Origin of the sequence: Acinetobacter sp. UBA991, from assembly GCF_002292065.1 — a bacterium.
Classification (GTDB): domain Bacteria; phylum Pseudomonadota; class Gammaproteobacteria; order Pseudomonadales; family Moraxellaceae; genus Acinetobacter; species Acinetobacter higginsii.
The window spans coordinates 15,501-32,693 of sequence record NZ_DBBF01000017.1 but is presented as its reverse complement, the minus strand read 5'-3'; the positions used below and the strand labels follow the sequence as shown (position 1 = coordinate 32,693).

The window sequence follows — 17,193 nt, the reverse complement described above, 5'->3', positions numbered from 1 at the left end:
GGAAAATGGCCTGTTGGCATTTGGTCCACCGCCTGCCAAAGGTGAAGAAGATCCTGAGTTAATTAATGCAGGTAAAGAATATGTGACCATGCTGACGGGTGGCAGTTTTTTCCATCATGGTGATTCTTTTGCCATGATGCGTGGTGGTCATTTGGATATTGCGGTACTTGGCGCCTTTCAAGTCGCAGCCACTGGTGATCTAGCCAACTGGCATACTGGTGCAGCAGATGCGATTCCTGCGGTAGGTGGTGCGATGGATTTGGCGGTAGGCGCCAAGAAAGTATTTATCACCACCGATCACAACACCAAGCAGGGTGAACCCAAGATTGTTGAAACCCTTTCATATCCAGCCACAGGCTTGAAATGTGTCGATCGTATTTATACCGACCTGTGTGTGATTGATGTGACTACAGACGGTTTAAAAGTGATTAAAAAAGTGGATGGTTTGAGCTTTGAGGAGTTACAGGCGTTGACGGGTGCTCAGTTGATTGATGCAACTCAAGGATAATGAATCTCTCCCTTACGGAACTTTAATCGTTCCTCACCCTTTAAAAAAGGGAGGAGTTCCCCTCTTTATAAAGAGGGGTTAGGGGAGATTTTTAAGGATAAAAAGTAACGAAGCGACATCCATGTCGCTACCGCGAAACCTTGAATGGTAAGGTTTAAATACAACTTCTGCTTACTAAGATTTAGATGTTTCCCGTAATTGACTATCGTGACAGGCGACATGGATGTCGCCCGTTGAACAGGGAGGCAAGGAAGCCTCCTCTGTTCAACAAAGGGTTTTGTCACTTTTGCCCTGTCAAAAGTGAGGCATTGCCTACGCAAAGGAAGAATGACTAAACCCATAATTTGTGGCAGTGCTCACAACAGATTTAGAAATGGAAATGTAAGAATATGAAAAACGCTTATATCATCGATGCCATCCGTACCCCATTTGGTCGCTATGCAGGCGGTCTTGCACCTGTCCGTGCTGATGACTTGGGAGCTATTCCAATTCAGGCACTTATACAACGCAATCCAAGTATCGACTGGCAACAAGTGGATGATGTGATCTATGGCTGTGCCAATCAAGCGGGTGAAGATAACCGTAATGTGGGACGCATGTCAGCCTTATTGGCAGGCTTACCTTATCAAGTTCCAGCAACCACCGTAAACCGTTTATGTGGTTCATCACTGGATGCGATTGCGATGGCTGCACGTGCCATTAAAGCCAATGAAGCTGATTTGATTATTGCGGGTGGGGTCGAAAGCATGAGTCGTGCGCCTTATGTGATGGGAAAATCCGACAGTGCATTTGGCCGTAGTCAAAAGATTGAAGATACCACCATGGGCTGGCGTTTTATCAATCCAAAACTCAAAGACATGTATGGTGTGAATAGCATGCCACAAACCGCAGAAAACGTGGCGGAACAATTCAATATTAATCGTGCCGATCAAGATCAGTTTGCGCTCAACAGCCAACAACGTACGGCGACTGCACAAGCCAAAGGTTTCTTCAGCAATGAAATCATACCTGTCCATATTCCACAGCGTAAGGGTGATGCAGTTGTAGTGGATAGCGATGAGCATCCAAGAGCATCAACCACATTAGAAGGCCTAAGCAAACTTAAAGGTGTGGTTAAAGCAGAAGGCACTGTGACAGCAGGTAATGCCTCTGGAATTAACGATGGTGCTGCTGCCTTGTTGATTGCTTCGGACGAAGCAGTGGAAAAATATCAGCTCCAGCCCCGCGCCAAAATTATTGCTGCGACTACCGTTGGGGTTGAACCGCGGATTATGGGTTTTGCACCTGCACCTGCAATCAAAAAATTACTGAAACAAGCCAATCTCTCTCTAGCGCAGATGGATGTGATTGAGTTGAATGAAGCCTTTGCCGCACAAGCTTTAGCCGTGACTCGTGATTTAGCTTTGGCGGATGACGATGCACGTGTCAATCCAAATGGTGGCGCGATTGCTTTGGGTCATCCTTTAGGTGCCTCGGGTGCGCGTCTAGTCACCACTGCCTTGAATCAGCTTGAACAAATCAAAGGTCAGTATGCCTTGTGTTCAATGTGTATCGGTGTTGGTCAAGGCATTGCGCTAATTATTCAACGTGTTGAACAAAATTAAGGAAGACTTCATGCCCATTTTTCAATCCGCTGATGCGCAAATTAATTATCAAACCTTTGGCGATCCCAGCTCCCCTGCATTGGTATTTTCTAACTCTTTAGGTACCAACTATGGCATGTGGCAAAAGCAGTTCAATTATTTTAAAGAACACTTTTATGTGATTTGTTATGACACACGCGGTCATGGTTCATCTTCAACACCAACAGGCCCATATACCCTGCAACAACTTGGTGAAGATGTGATTCACCTACTCGATCATTTAAAGATCGAAAAAGCCAATTTCTGTGGTATTTCCATGGGTGGAATAACAGGTCAATGGCTTGCCATCCATTATCCAGAACGTTTTCAGCGTGTCGTTGTGAGTAATACCGCTGCGAAGATTGGACAGGAACAAGCATGGCTGGATCGTGCCCAACTGGTTCGAAAGCAAGGTTTAGTTCCTATCGTTACCACAGCAGCTTCACGCTGGTTTACAGATCCCTTTATCCAAAGTCACCCTGCAATCGTCAATAATCTGTGTAACGACTTAAGTGCTGGCAGCGCAAATGGTTATGTCAATTGTTGTGAGGCTTTGGCTAAAGCGGATGTCCGTGAACAGTTGAAGGATATTACCATTCCAGTCTTAGTCATCGCTGGCACACAAGACCCTGTGACTACCGTTGCCGATGGACAATTTATGCAACAGCAGATTCCAGATGCCCAGTTAGTAGAAATCAATGCCTCACATATTTCAAATATTGAATGTCCCGAGGCATTTAATGTAGCGCTTGAAAATTTTTTATAGTGATTTAATGATTGATAAAAAGGGATAATTGTTATCCCTTTTTATTGCTCAACGAAATAGATCTTCTCCACTTTCACCTTCAAAAATGTATTGTTCTTTTTCAAGGATTAAGCCTATTAGAACCAATTCACTCATTTAAAAGGTATAAAGATATACCCAGTAAATAGTGGAAAATTACAGAGATAAATAACAATAATTTTAAATAAAGAATCAGCACAATATTTACTGATTCTTTATTCAGCAGGCTTTTAAAAAGTACGCTCTTTTCAAAAATAATGAAACAAGGATATTTCAATTGAAAAATCAAAGTTCGAACTACCCACCTTTCCCTACTCGACTGTTACTCAAGTCTGGTATGTTTAGTTGTTTATTTTTTGTGATCGGCTGTCACTCCTCAACACAGGCCGACTCTATCTCGGCACAAAAGCAAATCACAATTAAGCGTGATCACTATGGAACACCACATGTTTATGCCAAGGATACTTTTGGTCTTTTTTATGGCTATGGGTATGCAGTGGCAACAGATCGCTTATTTCAAATGGAGATGTCAAAACGTACAGGCCAAGGTACGGTCGCCGAAGTGCTGGGACCAGACTATTTACAGTATGACATTGCAACACATAGTCGTTTTGATCCAGAAAATATCAGACAACAAATTGCGCGACTCTCTCCTAAAGACCGTGCAATTTTTGAGGGTTATGCGGCAGGTTTCAATAAACGCATCAAAGAAGTTTTAGCCAATCCAGCACTCATGCCAAAAGAATTTGTTGATTATGGATTTAAACCCTCAAGCTGGGAAACAGAAGACATAGCAATGGTTTGGGTCGGCCTCATTCTCAATCGCTTCTTTTCAGCAAGTTTAGAAGTTTCAAACTTAGACTTGCTCACCCAACTACAAAAAGAAAAAGGCCAAACAGAAGGTCTGAAAGTCTATCAACAATTACGTTGGTTAGATGATCCAAAAGCGCCAACAATTATTCAGTCCGAACAAGCAGCACAACTTTCAGCACGACAACAAGCGATCTCAAAAAAGATGTTGCCCATCTCCAATCAGGCAGCAGAAAAATATTTGGCACAAGCACGTATTGCACTGGGTAAAAGCGTGGTCGATGGCGTACCCACTGCCAGTAATGCTTGGGTAGTAAAGGGAGATAAGACCATTGAGGGCCAGACTGTTTTATATAATGGCCCCCAACAAGGCTGGTATACCCCTGCCATCACCTATGCAATTGGCCTGCACGGCGCTGGCTATGACCTAACAGGTATTACCCCTGTCGGTTTACCTGCAATTTTATTTGGCACCAATGGCAAAATCGCATGGGGTTCTACGGTAGGCTCACTCGATACTAACGATGTTTACCAACTCACTCTAAACCCAAGTAATTCAAAAGAATATTTATACAAAGGTGCTTATATTCCATTTGAACACAAGCAAGTAAAAATAAAAGTGAAAAATCAGGCGGACCATATTTTAGATGTTTATAAGAGCAAACAAGGCTTTGTCAGCACATGGGATGAAAAAAATCACACCGCCTATGCTCAAAAACGTAGCTGGGAAGGTGTAGAAATTGAAACCTTGTTAGGCTGGGCCAATGCAGCCAAGGCCAGCAATTGGGAAGAGTTCCTTGCTCAAGCCAAACGTGTCGCAGCCTCTATTACTTGGTTCTATGCCGATACCAAGAATAATATCGGGGTCGCTGCTTTAGGACGTTTACCGATTCGCCCTGAAAACCAGCATATTCAACTTCCTGCACTTGGCGATGGTTCAATGGAATGGCAAGGTTTCTACGATTTCTCGCAGAATCCAAAACAATATAATCCTGAAAAAGGTTATATCAGCAGTTGGAACAATAAAGCGTATGCAGGGTTACGTTCTGACTCTTCGAATTTCTCATATGTTGATCGTGTCAATGAACTGATCGAACCTTTGGAAAGCAAACTAAAGTTAAGCCAGCAAGAGATTTGGGACATCAATAAAACAGGTGCTTGGTCGGATCTGAATGCACGCTATTTTATTCCCTCTATGATCAAAGCCGCACAAAGTGATAAAGCCTCGGCCCAAACTAAAAAAGTCGCACTGCTATTGGCAGAATGGGATCTAAAATTACGCCCAGATCGTGAAGGGAAATATTATCAGGGTGCAGCGCCAGCGATTATGCGTGCATGGCTGAATCAGATAATTATCTTGGTATTAAAACCGAACTTATCAGAAAGTATTTATCAGCGTTATACCGATACGCTTTATCCAGTCAATAATGATCCACGTAGTGCCCAGCCAGCCAGCGCCTCAAAATTAATCTGGAATGCTCTTCAAGGTAAACAGGCAAGTGTTCCACAAAATATTGATTTCTTAAAAGGACAAACAGCGGATGAGGTTGTATTAAAAGCTTTAGAAAACGCACTGGCTGAACTTTCAAAACAGTATCACTCTACTGACTCGAATGACTGGAAAATTCCAGTGGCGACCATGGGCTTTTCCAGCAAAAATTCAGTCGGTATTCCATGGGCTGATCCATCACATGAACAACAGCTTAGTACTTATGGAAATACAGGAAGTGCTACGTTTAGAGTGGTGTTAAATCCAAATCAAGTCAGCATGTGTTCGATTTTAGCCCCAGGACAAAGTGGCTTTATCAATCAAAATGGAAAAACTGATGCCCATTTTGCAGATCAGCTTCCTTTATTTGAAAGTTATAAATGTAAAGAGGATGCAGTGAGTCAAAAGGAAATCGACCAAGCAACTCAACAAAGCATTACTTTAACTTACTAACTTTTTAGCCCAATTTTAATTTTAAAGACTGAGGTTTGTTATGTCTCAAATAACAAACCTCTTTATTGACTTAATAGCGAATCATCACCGATTTTAATTCGGTGTAATCTTCAATAAATGCATCCGAAAATTCTCTGCCAACTCCTGAAGCTTTCACCCCGCCAAATGGAACGGATGGATCTAAGAATGTATGCATATTGACCCATAAGGTTCCTGCTTCAATCTTCGGAATTAACCGCAAAGCTTTAGATAAGTCATTGGTCCAAATACTTGCAGTTAAACCAAAACGCGACTGATTCATCAGTTGAATAAGTTCTTCATCAGTTTCGAATGGCATTACTCCGACCACTGGTCCAAAAGTTTCTTCTGAAAATAAAGGATCATCGGTATTTTTGAAGGAAATTAAAGTCGGCTGTACAAAATATCCCGTCTGATCTAAAGCCTCTCCCCCTACAATAATTTGATTGTTGGCTTTTGCCATATCTAAATAATATTTTACTTTATGAAAATGTGGCTGATTAGAGAGTGGACCAAACATACTTCCCTCATCCATAGCCGATCCAATTTTGAAACTAGAGAGTGCTTTAGAGAGTTTCTCGACCAGTTCATCATATTTTGTACGGTGTACAAAAAACCGCTCTGGTGATGCACAAACTTGCCCTTGATGCACAAAAGTTGCTTGCAATAAAGTCGGCAAAATCTCATCAATATTTGCATCTGCCAAAATAGCAATGGCATTTTTTCCGCCTAACTCCAGACTGACACGGGTTAAATCGCTGCTCATCGCGAGCTTACCAATGGCAATGCCTGTCGGCACTGAACCTGTAAATGAGACTTTCTTAACCAGCGGAGACTCAATTAAATATTGTCCTGTATCGCCCTTACCAGTCACCACATTAATCACACCCGCTGGAATCCCTGCTTCAATGGCAAGTTCAGCTAAACGTAATAAAGATAAGCTGGCAAACTCACTTGGTTTAAGCACAATGCTGCAACCAGTTGTTAACGCTGAACCAATTTTCCAGACACCAATCATCAGTGAAAAATTCCAAGGCACAATCCCTGCAACCACACCAATCGGTTGTCTTAAAGTAAAGGCCGTATATTTTTCACCTTGCATAGAAGGAATAGAAGGTTGCATGGTTTGACCATTAATTTTGGTTGCCCAACCCGCAAAATATCTTAAGAAAATAACAGATTGTGCGACTTCAAGATGGCGGGAAATATTAATGAGTTTTCCAGTAGACAACGACTCTAGCTGTGCAAGTTCTTCACCATGTTGCTCAATTAAATCTGCGAGCTTGTTCAGTTTAACGCCGCGTTCATAGGGCGTAGTTTCAGCCCAAGCATTTTGAAAAGCATGTTCCGCACTTTTCACCGCATTTTCGACATCGTGTTGACTACCAATACTAATTTGAGCAACCACTTGTTCAGTCGATGGATTTACAATATCCACTTTATCTAAAAGCTCAGCAGCAACTAGTTTTCCATCAATAAAATGCCCATGTTGACGTGCCATAAATTGCTGTACGCTTTGTAAAATCTGAACTTCACTCATTTTCTTTTCCTCTTTTCATTTCTAAAATTTTGTTATGACAGCAACTAAGCGACTTGATTCAAAATAAAGTCTGCACCGCGTTCACCAATCATGATGGCAATTGCGTTGGTATTTCCGCTTGGAACTTGTGGGCAAATCGAACAGTCAATGACGCGTAAATTTTGGAAGCCATGTACTTTAAGCGTCTGGTCTGTGACTGAATCTTTTGGTGTATTGCCCATTTTGCAACTGCCCGCAGGGTGATAAACCGTTTTAATGTTCTGGCGCATCCATGCATCAATCGCGGCAACATTCTCAGGATCAATATTTGCAGGCTCAATAATGTCTTGGACAATGGCTTTTAAGGCAGGTTGTTGTAATAAGCGCAGCCCAGCCTGTACCGCACGGATATTGGCCTCAATATCGTCTTGGTGACCTAAATAGTTCGGATCAATGATCGGCATTGCATTCGGATCTTTACTGCTTAAACGTAGAGTGCCTCGCGCTTTTGGCTGGATATGTCCGACTTTAATGGTCAGTCCATGTGCTTGAGCTGTGCCTTTTTCACCGGGGGTATTATCAAAATTATCCAGGACAGGCAGGAAATGGAACTGCACATCTGGTCGACCATTGTTATTGGTGTCAATAAAACCACCACCTTCTAGAATGTTGGTGGTTAACAATCCTGAACGTGTAAAACACCACTGTAAAAAGTGTCGTACCGCAGTTAAACCTTGGTCTTCACCGAGCAAACTATTATTGGTTGTTACTGTCGCATTAACCGACATATGCAAATGGTCGTGAAAATTCTCACCTACAGGTAAGTCACGTATACATTCTATTCCGAGTTCATCTAAATGCTGTTTTGGACCAATTCCCGAAAGTAATAAAACCTTAGGACTGCCAATTGCACCAGCACTCAGAATGACTTCTTTTTGAGCCTGTACAGTAATGGGGGATTTTCCGCCAACACTATAAGTCACCCCAGTCACCTGATCACCTTGAGTTTCAATTTTATGGACTAAAGCATACGTAATCACTGTAAGGTCTGGGTGGTTTTCGACTGACTTTAAATAAGTTTTTGAGGTACTCGCCCGAGAACCGTTTTGAGTAGTCGTTTGATAAAACCCTACACCCGCCTGATCCCAACCATTCATATCATTGACGTAATTCATCCCCATTTGCTGACCTGCTTTAATACAAGCAAGCGTCAAAGGATGCCGATAACGGTTTTCACTGACAGGTAAAATGCCATCTTGTCCGTGATATTCATCAGCAAGACTTTCATTTTTTTCTGCCTTTTTAAAAAAAGGCAGTACATGTTGATAAGACCACTGATTACATCCCCATTCCGAGGCCCATAAATCATAATCCTGACGTTGACCTCGACAATAGATCATCCCGTTGACCGAGCTTCCACCTCCCAACACTTTGCCTTGTGCAAGGATCATCTCTCGCTGATTACAATACTTTTGTGGGACGGTCATGTATTGCCATGATTTCTGCTGGAATACTTTAATCACGGTTGCAGGTATGGTATGAAACATACTGCTATCTCGACTTCCTGCCTCTAGAACGAGAACACGCCCAGCCTTGGCTTCTAATAGTCGTGCTGCAACAACACAGCCTGCCGAGCCAGCACCAATCACGATATAGTCATATTGTGTATTCATCTGATTTCACCCTCATTTTATTTCTATGAATGCACCGCCAATAAATACGGTCTGCTTCGCACTGATTTAATAGATGTATTGCAGAATCAACTGGGCATATAAATTGGTTTTGTCATCATAATTTTGAGTGCCACCACTGTGGATATCATGCTTTGGCTTATATAGTCCGATCAGCGGAATAACGGTGAGATTGTTATTGACTGACCAGACTGAAAACACATCCAGCTCATGCCCATCCACATTTGCAAATGACTTATTTACGGTTTGAAACTTATAAGCCAATGCACCCAGCATAAAATTTTCTTTTAAATTAATACTGTAAGAAACTTGGTGAATATCGGCATTTTTATTGAAGGGCCCTGCATAGTTTCCAGCGACTTCTCCCTGAAACCATGTTCCAAATCCAACCGTATTGCCGTAAAACATGGGGTCGTACTGATCGGAAAAATGGCTGAAACGATAACCTAGGGACGGCGTATATTTTGTAGATAAGAAGTTATAGTTCAGTCCCAGATAGCCCGCATTTTCCGTGCTGTCCTGTTTATCCTGAACGACCCATTCAGACTTCAGTTGCAGTTCAGCTAAGGCTTGATAGTTCAAGCGTAAGGCATAATTCTTAAGATCCTGACGTCCTGAAATGTGTTCGGCATCATCAAGGTCCAAGACATTTAAATAAGTAAAGCCGATGCCTTTATCTTTAAGTTGATAGATCAGATCCGTCACAAACAGTTCTGATGAAAATTGTGCTTTGTTATTCGACTTTAAATACGCCAGTTTTAGCGTTGTATCCTGTTGCGGTTTGTATTGAAGCAGGCTACTAAAATCAAAGCTGCGTCGTGCTGCCAGATAATAGGCCCCACCTCGATCGAGTGCCCCATCCGCAGGTGCTTTACCCAGATTTAAGGCATCACCCGCAACAAAAAAACCATCACCGATCATGATATTTTGCCGACCGATACTGAAATTGTAGGTCGTCAATTCATCTTTATGGGTACCATCTTTAAAACCAATCACCCATTCATTCACATCGGTTTTATGTTCTTGACCATTGCTATTTTGACCAGCATCACCATCGCCCCATGTCGCTGAGCTGATTCCGCTTAAACTGGCATAGAGCTGATGGTTTTGAAATGTTTGTTGCCCTTTGGCACCATATTTAAGGTGGCCTTCTTGCCAATTGATCCGTTGGTCATCGATGTTTTCACCGTTATAGCTTTTAGCACTGCTAAAAGCACCAAAAGTGGCTTCAAAAATCGGTTTAATTTCAAGCTCACCTGCATATGCAGTGGAAAAACATGAGACAAACAGCGTCCCTCTCACGACTTGAGAAACTAAAGTTTTCATACAAAATTCCTTTTTTGTCAGCTATCTACTTAACGCTCAGTTTTGGGTAATCTTGGATTACCCATATAACTTGATCTGCGTTGTTAGTGATGCTCGTGTTGGGCATGTTCCTGTTCATCACCCAAGTTCAACGTTGGGGTGTTGTCAAAGAAATTCCAAGGTTTGATCAAGGTATAAACCCATTCCGTCGGCATGATTGGCCATTCTTCAGCGCGTGCCACATGGGTGGTTCCTGTGGTCATCCAGACCACAAGGTCTTTATTTTCAATATTTTCATTGTTCTGAATAAACTGACCTAAACCTGTGTCATGAGTTGAACGATTCGAATATTTCCCTTCTGGATAGCGTTCATCTGGATTGTATTGTGTCACCCAAATTTGTTTATCCATAAAGTTAAGGCGTTTAAATAGCCATTCATCCGGGGCAAAATTAGCACCCTTCGCCACTGGGTGAGTTCCGCCCGCAAACGGAATCAATTGGTAAGAAACGGGATTGCCTAATTTATTTTCCTTGTTGAAATTGGTGAGTAAACGAATAGTCGATGGATCAAATTTTTCAGCCGCGTTTTGCTCATTGCTAATCACTTTACTGTCAATTTGCATCGAACTTGTACGAACACCACCTCGGTCATTGGCCTTCACCACAGGGTCCATATGCATAAAGCTATTATTTTCTCCATCTACATCCATATCTAAGCGGAAGTTATAGATATGTTGATGCGTGGTTCCGACAATATTATGGTCAATCAAGGTGCCATATTTGGTGTCTTCTTTGGCGGTACTGTCATGCATAGTTCGTGCTTTAACGCCTTTCACCGCTTCAATCCCTGTCGCACCTGCATTAATCCCAATCACACCATTTTGAGCAAAGACCCAGTCAAACATATAATCGTAGTTACCCACCGTACTAATCCAGCGCACCACAAGTTCACGGCGTGCTTCGCTAGCATCCTGATCACCAAAAATTTCTTGGTGTTTATACTCAGGTCCTGCATAACGCTCAAAAATGGCGATGGCATTCGGAATAATCTGCGGCTGGCCCTTATAGTCGGCAATGACGGCATCCAGTAACACCGCATTTTCTGGTGCATCGGTACCCAGTTGAATATTTGAGGTTAGGGTTCCCATGCCATACTCGCCTGAATCCAGATAAGATTTAAAGTACCAGCCCATATCTGGGTCGCCATAAGGAACCACCATGCCGCCCAGATTACCTTCATACATGACCTTGCGTTTTACACCTTTATCTTTATAGGTCACGGTTGAAAGTTGCAGGCCAACACGAGAGTCTAGTGCGACATGGAAACACCAATTCCCCCAATGTACGGTTTGTCCTGTAATGGTAAAGTTCTTGCCTTCAGGTTCACTGATATTCAGCGGTTTGATTTTCGGTGGCTGGGTATTCTTGGTGGCGTAAGGACGGTCTGTCATCGGTACAGGAATCATTGCTCCTTCTTCAATTTTAATAATTTTTTCTTTGTCTAAATCCACTACTGCGACAAGGTTTTCAATCGGATGCGCCCAATAGTTACCGTCTCCCGTATCCAGATAAGACACCACTTTTAAGACGTTAAGCTGTTTATCCAAGCCATCTTTCCCACCAAAATAGCCCACCGTTAATGGATTGGTAATCACTTTCTTCACATCGGTGATACCACGTTTACGCAAAGCGTCCTGATATTCTTTGCTGGCCTCAATCACACGCTGTACGGTCTCAAAGTTGTCCAGTAACACCATGCCATGCGTGTCTTTTAATACATTCCATTTGCTAACCTGTTGCGTCGTCAGGTTCACTTCGCCTTCAATTGCCTGATTGCCTTTCAATAAAATGAAAGATGCCACCCGATCATCTTGATATTCTTTATGATTGATAAAGAAATCCCAGACTTTGGCCTTTTCTGGCTCTTTCAGCTTCAGCTCGGCAAAACGCATATTTTTATAGGCATACTTTGAGCGATTAATGACGTCAAAGGTCTTTTTAATTTCATCTGTATTTAAGCTATTGAGCGGATGAAAGGTATTTTCAATTTTAAAGGTTTGATCTAAACCCGACTGAAACACCTCATTGAAAAAATCTTTCCCAATAACAGGTTTACCGTCTTTGATTAATACTGGAACACTCAGCTTTAAGGGTTTTCCATTCACCAAGACCTGATCTGAATTGGGTTTGGCTCTGACCACAATAGAACCTTTGGAGATGGTATAGCTATTCGTGAAGTCATCTTTGACCACTTTGGCACCCTGTTCAGTCATGTTTTGGTACAGTGGCACCAATTCGGCAGCCTCACCATGCGCATAAGCCGTGCTATGAACACCACACAAACTCGCAGCGATGGATAGGTTAAACGCCAGTATTTTTTGTATCTCTTTGAATAATCTTTGTTTACGCATCACGTTGATCCTTTTTCATCTATCCCTGAGCGATCTGTATCAGATCGTTAAAATGCTCTTTGCTCTGTGTGTAGCGGCTAAAATCAACTTCATATTCCAAGTCGATTGAAGCGCTTTAATCTTCCCTTATTGGTTTAATTTCAACACAGTTACATGGGTCTAGCTTGTCCAAGAATGACGCGGAACTTGTCTAAAAATGACATCTAAAATGTTTAAGCCAACATCGTTTCTCTAAATTCTTTCGGAGAGATGCCATAGGTTTTTTTGAAGATCTTTGAAAAATGAGCACCATCCCAAAAGCCCCATTTCAGCGCGATTTGAGTGATCGAACTCTGCTTGTTTCTTTTATCCAGCAGATCTGTTTTGACCTTCTCGAGTCGTTTGATCTGTATGTATTTATTAATCGATAAATTTTCTTGCACAAATAATCGATACAAATGCCGTAACGATACCCCGATATGTGCGGCAATCAACTTGGGAGAGAGATCAGGTTTTGTCAGATTTTCAATAATATAGCGCTCTGCTTTTTCCAAAAGATGATTCTGATTATTATTGATATTTTTATAATTAATGGTTGGTTTGATGAGAGCAATCAACGCATCTTCAAAGGCATTGCCATCTTCCGATGCATACCAAAGCTTGATATTTTCAGGCGACATATTTTTCAAAATATTCTTAAGCAAAAAACCACTCATATTTTGGGTGATCAACTTACCAAAATATTCAGAACTAATATTCTCTTTCAGCAACTTTTCCCGTGACAGATGCACTGAAATTTGACTGACTAAACCTTGTGGAAACATCGAAATGGTTTCGACGGGATCAACCAAGACAATATCACCCTCATTTAAGGTCAAAGTTTCATTTTTATATTGCAGCAACATCTTGCCCGAATTCTGCAAAATCAAAAAACAGAAACGATTATTGACCCGATCGATTTCATCCGCCTTTCGGACGATTTTATTGGCATTATTTTTAATAAAGGCAATCTCGGTATCACCCAGTAAAAAACATTGCACTTCACCAATAAATAAATTCCGTGTGCCATCAAAATCTGTTTCAAAATTGCCGCACACATTCTTGATATGATGTGTCCACATTAACAGTGCATCACTCACATATTGATTCATCCCTTCGCTCCCCTGTGCTGCACAATTGCTAAAGTTTGTTCTTTAGCGCTGGTGCTCTGTTTTGGCTTGTATGCAATCATGTTTGATCAATAAACAAGTTGCGTGCCAAAAATTCCTCATCCTTGGAATTCTTTTTTGATTAGAATCAGCTCGGTCCAAAGCTGATAAATGGAACTCAATTTATCAGCTTCACTCCGCTTATGCTACACCAGCAAAGTCTCTCAGCATGGTGATAAAGGTCTCCTTTTGCTCATCAGAATATTTTTCAAACACCTCATTTTGATGGCTATCGGCGATATCAAATAGATAATGCGCAGTTTTCTTACCTTTTTCGGTGAGTTTGAAAAAGCCATCACTCTCAATCAGCAAACCATCTTTTTTCAGAATGGTCGCTGCCTGCTCCACTTCACGCATCGGCATAGCAATATCACGAGGCAAATCTGCTTTATTCGACGCAGTACCACTGCCCAGTACCAATAATAAACGTGCTTCACTGGTGCGGAATCCTGTCACTAGCTGCTTGGGAATATAATCAGTTTGATAGAATTTAAAAGCCCGACTCATCAAATAACAGACATTGCTATATAAATGCCCTTGATGCATTTCACCGATATCTTCAGCTTCCACTGAGTCTTTTAACTGTAATAACGGATGTGGAATCACACCCGAATAAGCACCTTGGTGATAGACCAATGGACTACGCCCTTCATCACGGAAACGCACCACTTTACCAATAATAATCCAGTGATCTCCACCTTCAATAATCTCATGGCGTTCACATTCAAATACCGCAGAACAATGGTCTAAAATGGGCGCTTGACCCGAACCCGTCTGATAACTGGTGCCTTCATACTTATCGATATTGCGACGTGAAAATTTATTCGATAATTCAATCTGCGAGCCCGATAAAATATTCACTGCAAAATGAGTGGCTTGCTCAAACACAGGAAAACTGGATGAGTTCTTATCAATACTCCATAAAATCAGCGGTGGATCTAGCGACACTGAATTAAAACTATTGGCAGTCACGCCTACCTTTTCACCCTGTTCATTTTGCGCAGTCACAATGGTGACACCTGTGGCAAAATTGCCCAAAGCACGTCTGAACTGCATTGGATCTATTGTGATTTCATCCATTGATTTTAGTGAATTCATTATTCTCTCCTGAATCTTTTATCCTGTTTCTGGCCGATATTGGATAGCGATTTATCCTGATTAAATCGCTTAAATATCCAGTACCAATCGTGCTGACTTAGAACGTGAGCAGCACACCAGAATCTGTTCATTACTGGCCTTTTCTTCATCGGTAAAATACACGTCACGATGATCAGGTTCTCCTTCGATCACATCACACATACAGGTTCCGCAAACGCCTTGTTCACATGACATTTCTATCTCGATGCCTTCACGCGCCAAGGCATGCAAAATGGTTTCTTCTGCATTGACCATAATAATCTTGCCGCTTTGCTGTGCCACAACTTCAAATGCATCGCCGCCTGTTTCAACCTCAACCTGAAAGTATTCCTTATGAATCTGCTGTTCAGGGAAATTCTGTGTCAGGGCTAAATTGATCACCCAATCCATAAATCCATTCGGACCACAGGTATAGATATGGCTATCTTGATCAATGTCTTGAATGGCGGATTGAAAAAACTCACGGTGGCTCGCTCCTTCCGATTTAAAATGAAAGGTCGTGAAAGGCGCCAAGACGCCATGTTTAATTTCATCGACAAAAGCACAGCGTTCTGGGCTTGCGCCGCAGTAATGCAGTTCAAAAGAAGTACCTTCCTGTGCCAACTGATAAGCCATCGTAATCAGTGGGGTAATCCCGATCCCCCCACCCACCAGTACCGCATGTTTAGATTTCACTAAAGGAAACAGGTTCTTCGGTTCACTGACCTGAATCTGCATGCCATCTTTTAAATCATCAAAAGCCGATACTGAACCACCACGTGATTCGGGATCACGTAGAATGCCGAGTCGAAACTTACCGACATCATTCGGGTTCTGGCACAATGAGTACTGACGCACCATGCCATTCGGAAGGTGCACATCAATATGCGCACCTGCTTCAATTTTGGGTAATACGGTCGAATTTGCAGATTCAAACTCCATGACTGCAACATTCCCACCTTCGACATGACGGTTTTTTACCACCACGTTATACAGTATCGTCATGATTTCTCTCCCTGATATGCATCTCGCCTAAGGCTTAACGCATAAATAATCCACCGTTAATATCCCATGTTGCCCCAGTTACAAAGGCAGCACTTGGACTGGCCAATAGCGCACAGGTTTCGGCAATAAATTCCATGCTGCCCAAAGCTTTAACGGGGATATTTTGAATAAACTGCGCCATTTTCTCGTCTGAGACCACGCTATGCACAATCGGTGACTCCATCGGTCCTGGGGCAATTGCATTCACGGTCACTCCTTTGGCGGCAAACTCTTTGGCAAAGATTTTGGTCAAGGTAATGATTGCGCCTTTAGTAGAGGCATAATGTGCACCCGTCGCAGTCCCACCATTTTGTCCAGCCAAAGACGCCATATTGACGATACGGCCATAGCCTTGATCGGCCATAAATTTGCCAATGATCTGGCATGACTGGAACGTGCCACGCTGATTCACTTGCGTGATCATGTCAAAATCCGCCGCGCTAATCTCTAAAACTGGGGTTGCCTTGGTCATGGTGGCATTGTTAATCAGCACATCCAGCTTCGAAAATTTCTGCTGAATCCATTGCACTGCGGCATGGAAATCGGCTTCAACTGAAATATCCAGTTTTAAGGCAAACATATTTTCTGCATACGGGCTACGAGCTTTAGCCTGCTCAGCCTTTTCTAAAGTACTGGCAGATACAATTACTTGATGTCCCTGTGTTGCAAAATACTCAGCAATGACATTCCCTAGACCCGAAGCGGCACCTGTGACTAAAACAACCTGTTTCATTTTTTCGCTCCTAGAGAATATAGCTGATACCCGCCAAGGTATCGGTTGAGTTAACTAAGTTGATAATTTTACGATTGATCTTAAAGCCTTGTTCCACATCACGAACCAAATGGAAGGTCACATCAGCGGTGTAATGTTTGAGGCTTTCTTTACGGAATTCACGCAGGTTTTGTGCACAACGCAAAATGATTTCGCCCTCTTGATCTTTGACGATGCGGATACGCGAAACACTACGCACGGTATTGGCTTTAGGTGCAGTTGAAATCGCTTCACCATTTTCCAGACGCTGTACTCGTAACTTACGCATATGATGGTCGTCATAGGCATAGTTCAAATTATTTTCATAATCGGTCAGTTTTGGATCGATCGGGATGATATACACACCTTTTTCATTCCAAAGGTCCAACCAAGTATCATGCTCAGAATGGTCCAGCATATCGGCTTCTGCCCAGATAAAAGCGGTCACTTCATTCAGTAAATTTAAATCGATTTTCATGGCGCTC

General features: G+C 42.3%; 13 protein-coding genes. 4 read left to right on the top strand and 9 right to left on the bottom strand.

Annotated features, from left to right (window positions below; all coding sequences use genetic code 11):
* The 4 genes from B2727_RS07100 to B2727_RS07085 form a co-directional block, all read left to right on the top strand.
* On the top strand, positions 1-508 hold a 508-nt coding region (locus B2727_RS07100; RefSeq protein WP_291348690.1), incomplete at its 5' end, for a CoA-transferase.
* Positions 509-897: 389 nt separating this feature from the next.
* Positions 898-2,112 carry a 3-oxoadipyl-CoA thiolase gene (gene pcaF, locus B2727_RS07095; protein ID WP_033133183.1) on the top strand — a complete coding sequence of 405 codons (1,215 nt, stop codon included), beginning with the start codon at positions 898-900 and terminating at the stop codon, positions 2,110-2,112.
* Between the two features lie 10 nt (positions 2,113-2,122).
* Complete coding sequence (gene pcaD, locus B2727_RS07090; RefSeq protein WP_033133184.1) at positions 2,123-2,896, top strand: 3-oxoadipate enol-lactonase; 774 nt, start codon at positions 2,123-2,125, stop codon at positions 2,894-2,896.
* Positions 2,897-3,251: 355 nt separating this feature from the next.
* Entirely contained in the window at positions 3,252-5,666 is a 2,415-nt protein-coding gene (locus B2727_RS07085) for a penicillin acylase family protein (RefSeq protein ID WP_050511449.1), read from the top strand.
* Between the two features lie 70 nt (positions 5,667-5,736).
* Here the strand turns inward: B2727_RS07085 and B2727_RS07080 are convergent, their stop codons facing one another.
* The 9 genes from B2727_RS07080 to B2727_RS07040 all read right to left on the bottom strand — a co-directional run bounded on the left by B2727_RS07080 (position 5,737) and on the right by B2727_RS07040 (position 17,186).
* Positions 5,737-7,224 carry an NAD-dependent phenylacetaldehyde dehydrogenase gene (locus B2727_RS07080; protein WP_033133186.1) on the bottom strand — a complete coding sequence of 496 codons (1,488 nt, stop codon included), beginning with the start codon at positions 7,222-7,224 and terminating at the stop codon, positions 5,737-5,739.
* 44 nt (positions 7,225-7,268) lie between these two features.
* Positions 7,269-8,876, bottom strand: a complete 1,608-nt coding sequence (locus tag B2727_RS07075) for a GMC family oxidoreductase (protein ID WP_033133187.1) — start codon at positions 8,874-8,876, stop codon at positions 7,269-7,271.
* A 66-nt stretch (positions 8,877-8,942) separates the two neighbouring features.
* A complete protein-coding gene (locus B2727_RS07070) occupies positions 8,943-10,220 on the bottom strand; it encodes a hypothetical protein (protein ID WP_033133188.1) in 1,278 nt (425 codons plus the stop codon).
* 83 nt (positions 10,221-10,303) lie between these two features.
* Positions 10,304-12,619: a primary-amine oxidase gene (gene tynA, locus B2727_RS07065; protein WP_162180571.1), complete on the bottom strand. Its 2,316-nt coding sequence runs from the start codon at positions 12,617-12,619 to the stop codon at positions 10,304-10,306.
* A 203-nt stretch (positions 12,620-12,822) separates the two neighbouring features.
* Positions 12,823-13,740: a transcriptional regulator FeaR gene (gene feaR, locus B2727_RS07060; RefSeq protein ID WP_005205201.1), complete on the bottom strand. Its 918-nt coding sequence runs from the start codon at positions 13,738-13,740 to the stop codon at positions 12,823-12,825.
* Between the two features lie 198 nt (positions 13,741-13,938).
* Positions 13,939-14,898, bottom strand: a complete 960-nt coding sequence (locus B2727_RS07055) for a p-hydroxyphenylacetate 3-hydroxylase reductase component (protein WP_171248647.1) — start codon at positions 14,896-14,898, stop codon at positions 13,939-13,941.
* 66 nt (positions 14,899-14,964) lie between these two features.
* Positions 14,965-15,918, bottom strand: coding sequence for a PDR/VanB family oxidoreductase (locus B2727_RS07050; protein ID WP_033133191.1), 954 nt, complete (start codon positions 15,916-15,918; stop codon positions 14,965-14,967).
* A gap of 34 nt (positions 15,919-15,952) precedes the next feature.
* Complete coding sequence (locus tag B2727_RS07045) at positions 15,953-16,690, bottom strand: SDR family NAD(P)-dependent oxidoreductase (RefSeq protein WP_033133192.1); 738 nt, start codon at positions 16,688-16,690, stop codon at positions 15,953-15,955.
* Between the two features lie 10 nt (positions 16,691-16,700).
* Positions 16,701-17,186 (bottom strand): aromatic-ring-hydroxylating dioxygenase subunit beta, encoded by a 486-nt coding sequence (locus B2727_RS07040; protein ID WP_033133193.1) that lies wholly within the window; start codon positions 17,184-17,186, stop codon positions 16,701-16,703.
* Between the last annotated feature and the right edge of the window lie 7 nt (positions 17,187-17,193).

Coding starts and splice junctions, on each gene's coding strand:
- B2727_RS07080 (WP_033133186.1), bottom strand. CDS start 7,224: ATGAGTGAAGTTCAGATTTTACAAAGCGTACAGCAATTTATGGCACGT.
- B2727_RS07050 (WP_033133191.1), bottom strand. CDS start 15,918: ATGACGATACTGTATAACGTGGTGGTAAAAAACCGTCATGTCGAAGGT.
- B2727_RS07075 (WP_033133187.1), bottom strand. CDS start 8,876: ATGAATACACAATATGACTATATCGTGATTGGTGCTGGCTCGGCAGGC.
- B2727_RS07045 (WP_033133192.1), bottom strand. CDS start 16,690: ATGAAACAGGTTGTTTTAGTCACAGGTGCCGCTTCGGGTCTAGGGAAT.
- B2727_RS07040 (WP_033133193.1), bottom strand. CDS start 17,186: ATGAAAATCGATTTAAATTTACTGAATGAAGTGACCGCTTTTATCTGG.
- B2727_RS07070 (WP_033133188.1), bottom strand. CDS start 10,220: ATGAAAACTTTAGTTTCTCAAGTCGTGAGAGGGACGCTGTTTGTCTCA.
- pcaF (WP_033133183.1), top strand. CDS start 898: ATGAAAAACGCTTATATCATCGATGCCATCCGTACCCCATTTGGTCGC.
- pcaD (WP_033133184.1), top strand. CDS start 2,123: ATGCCCATTTTTCAATCCGCTGATGCGCAAATTAATTATCAAACCTTT.
- B2727_RS07085 (WP_050511449.1), top strand. CDS start 3,252: ATGTTTAGTTGTTTATTTTTTGTGATCGGCTGTCACTCCTCAACACAG.
- feaR (WP_005205201.1), bottom strand. CDS start 13,740: ATGAATCAATATGTGAGTGATGCACTGTTAATGTGGACACATCATATC.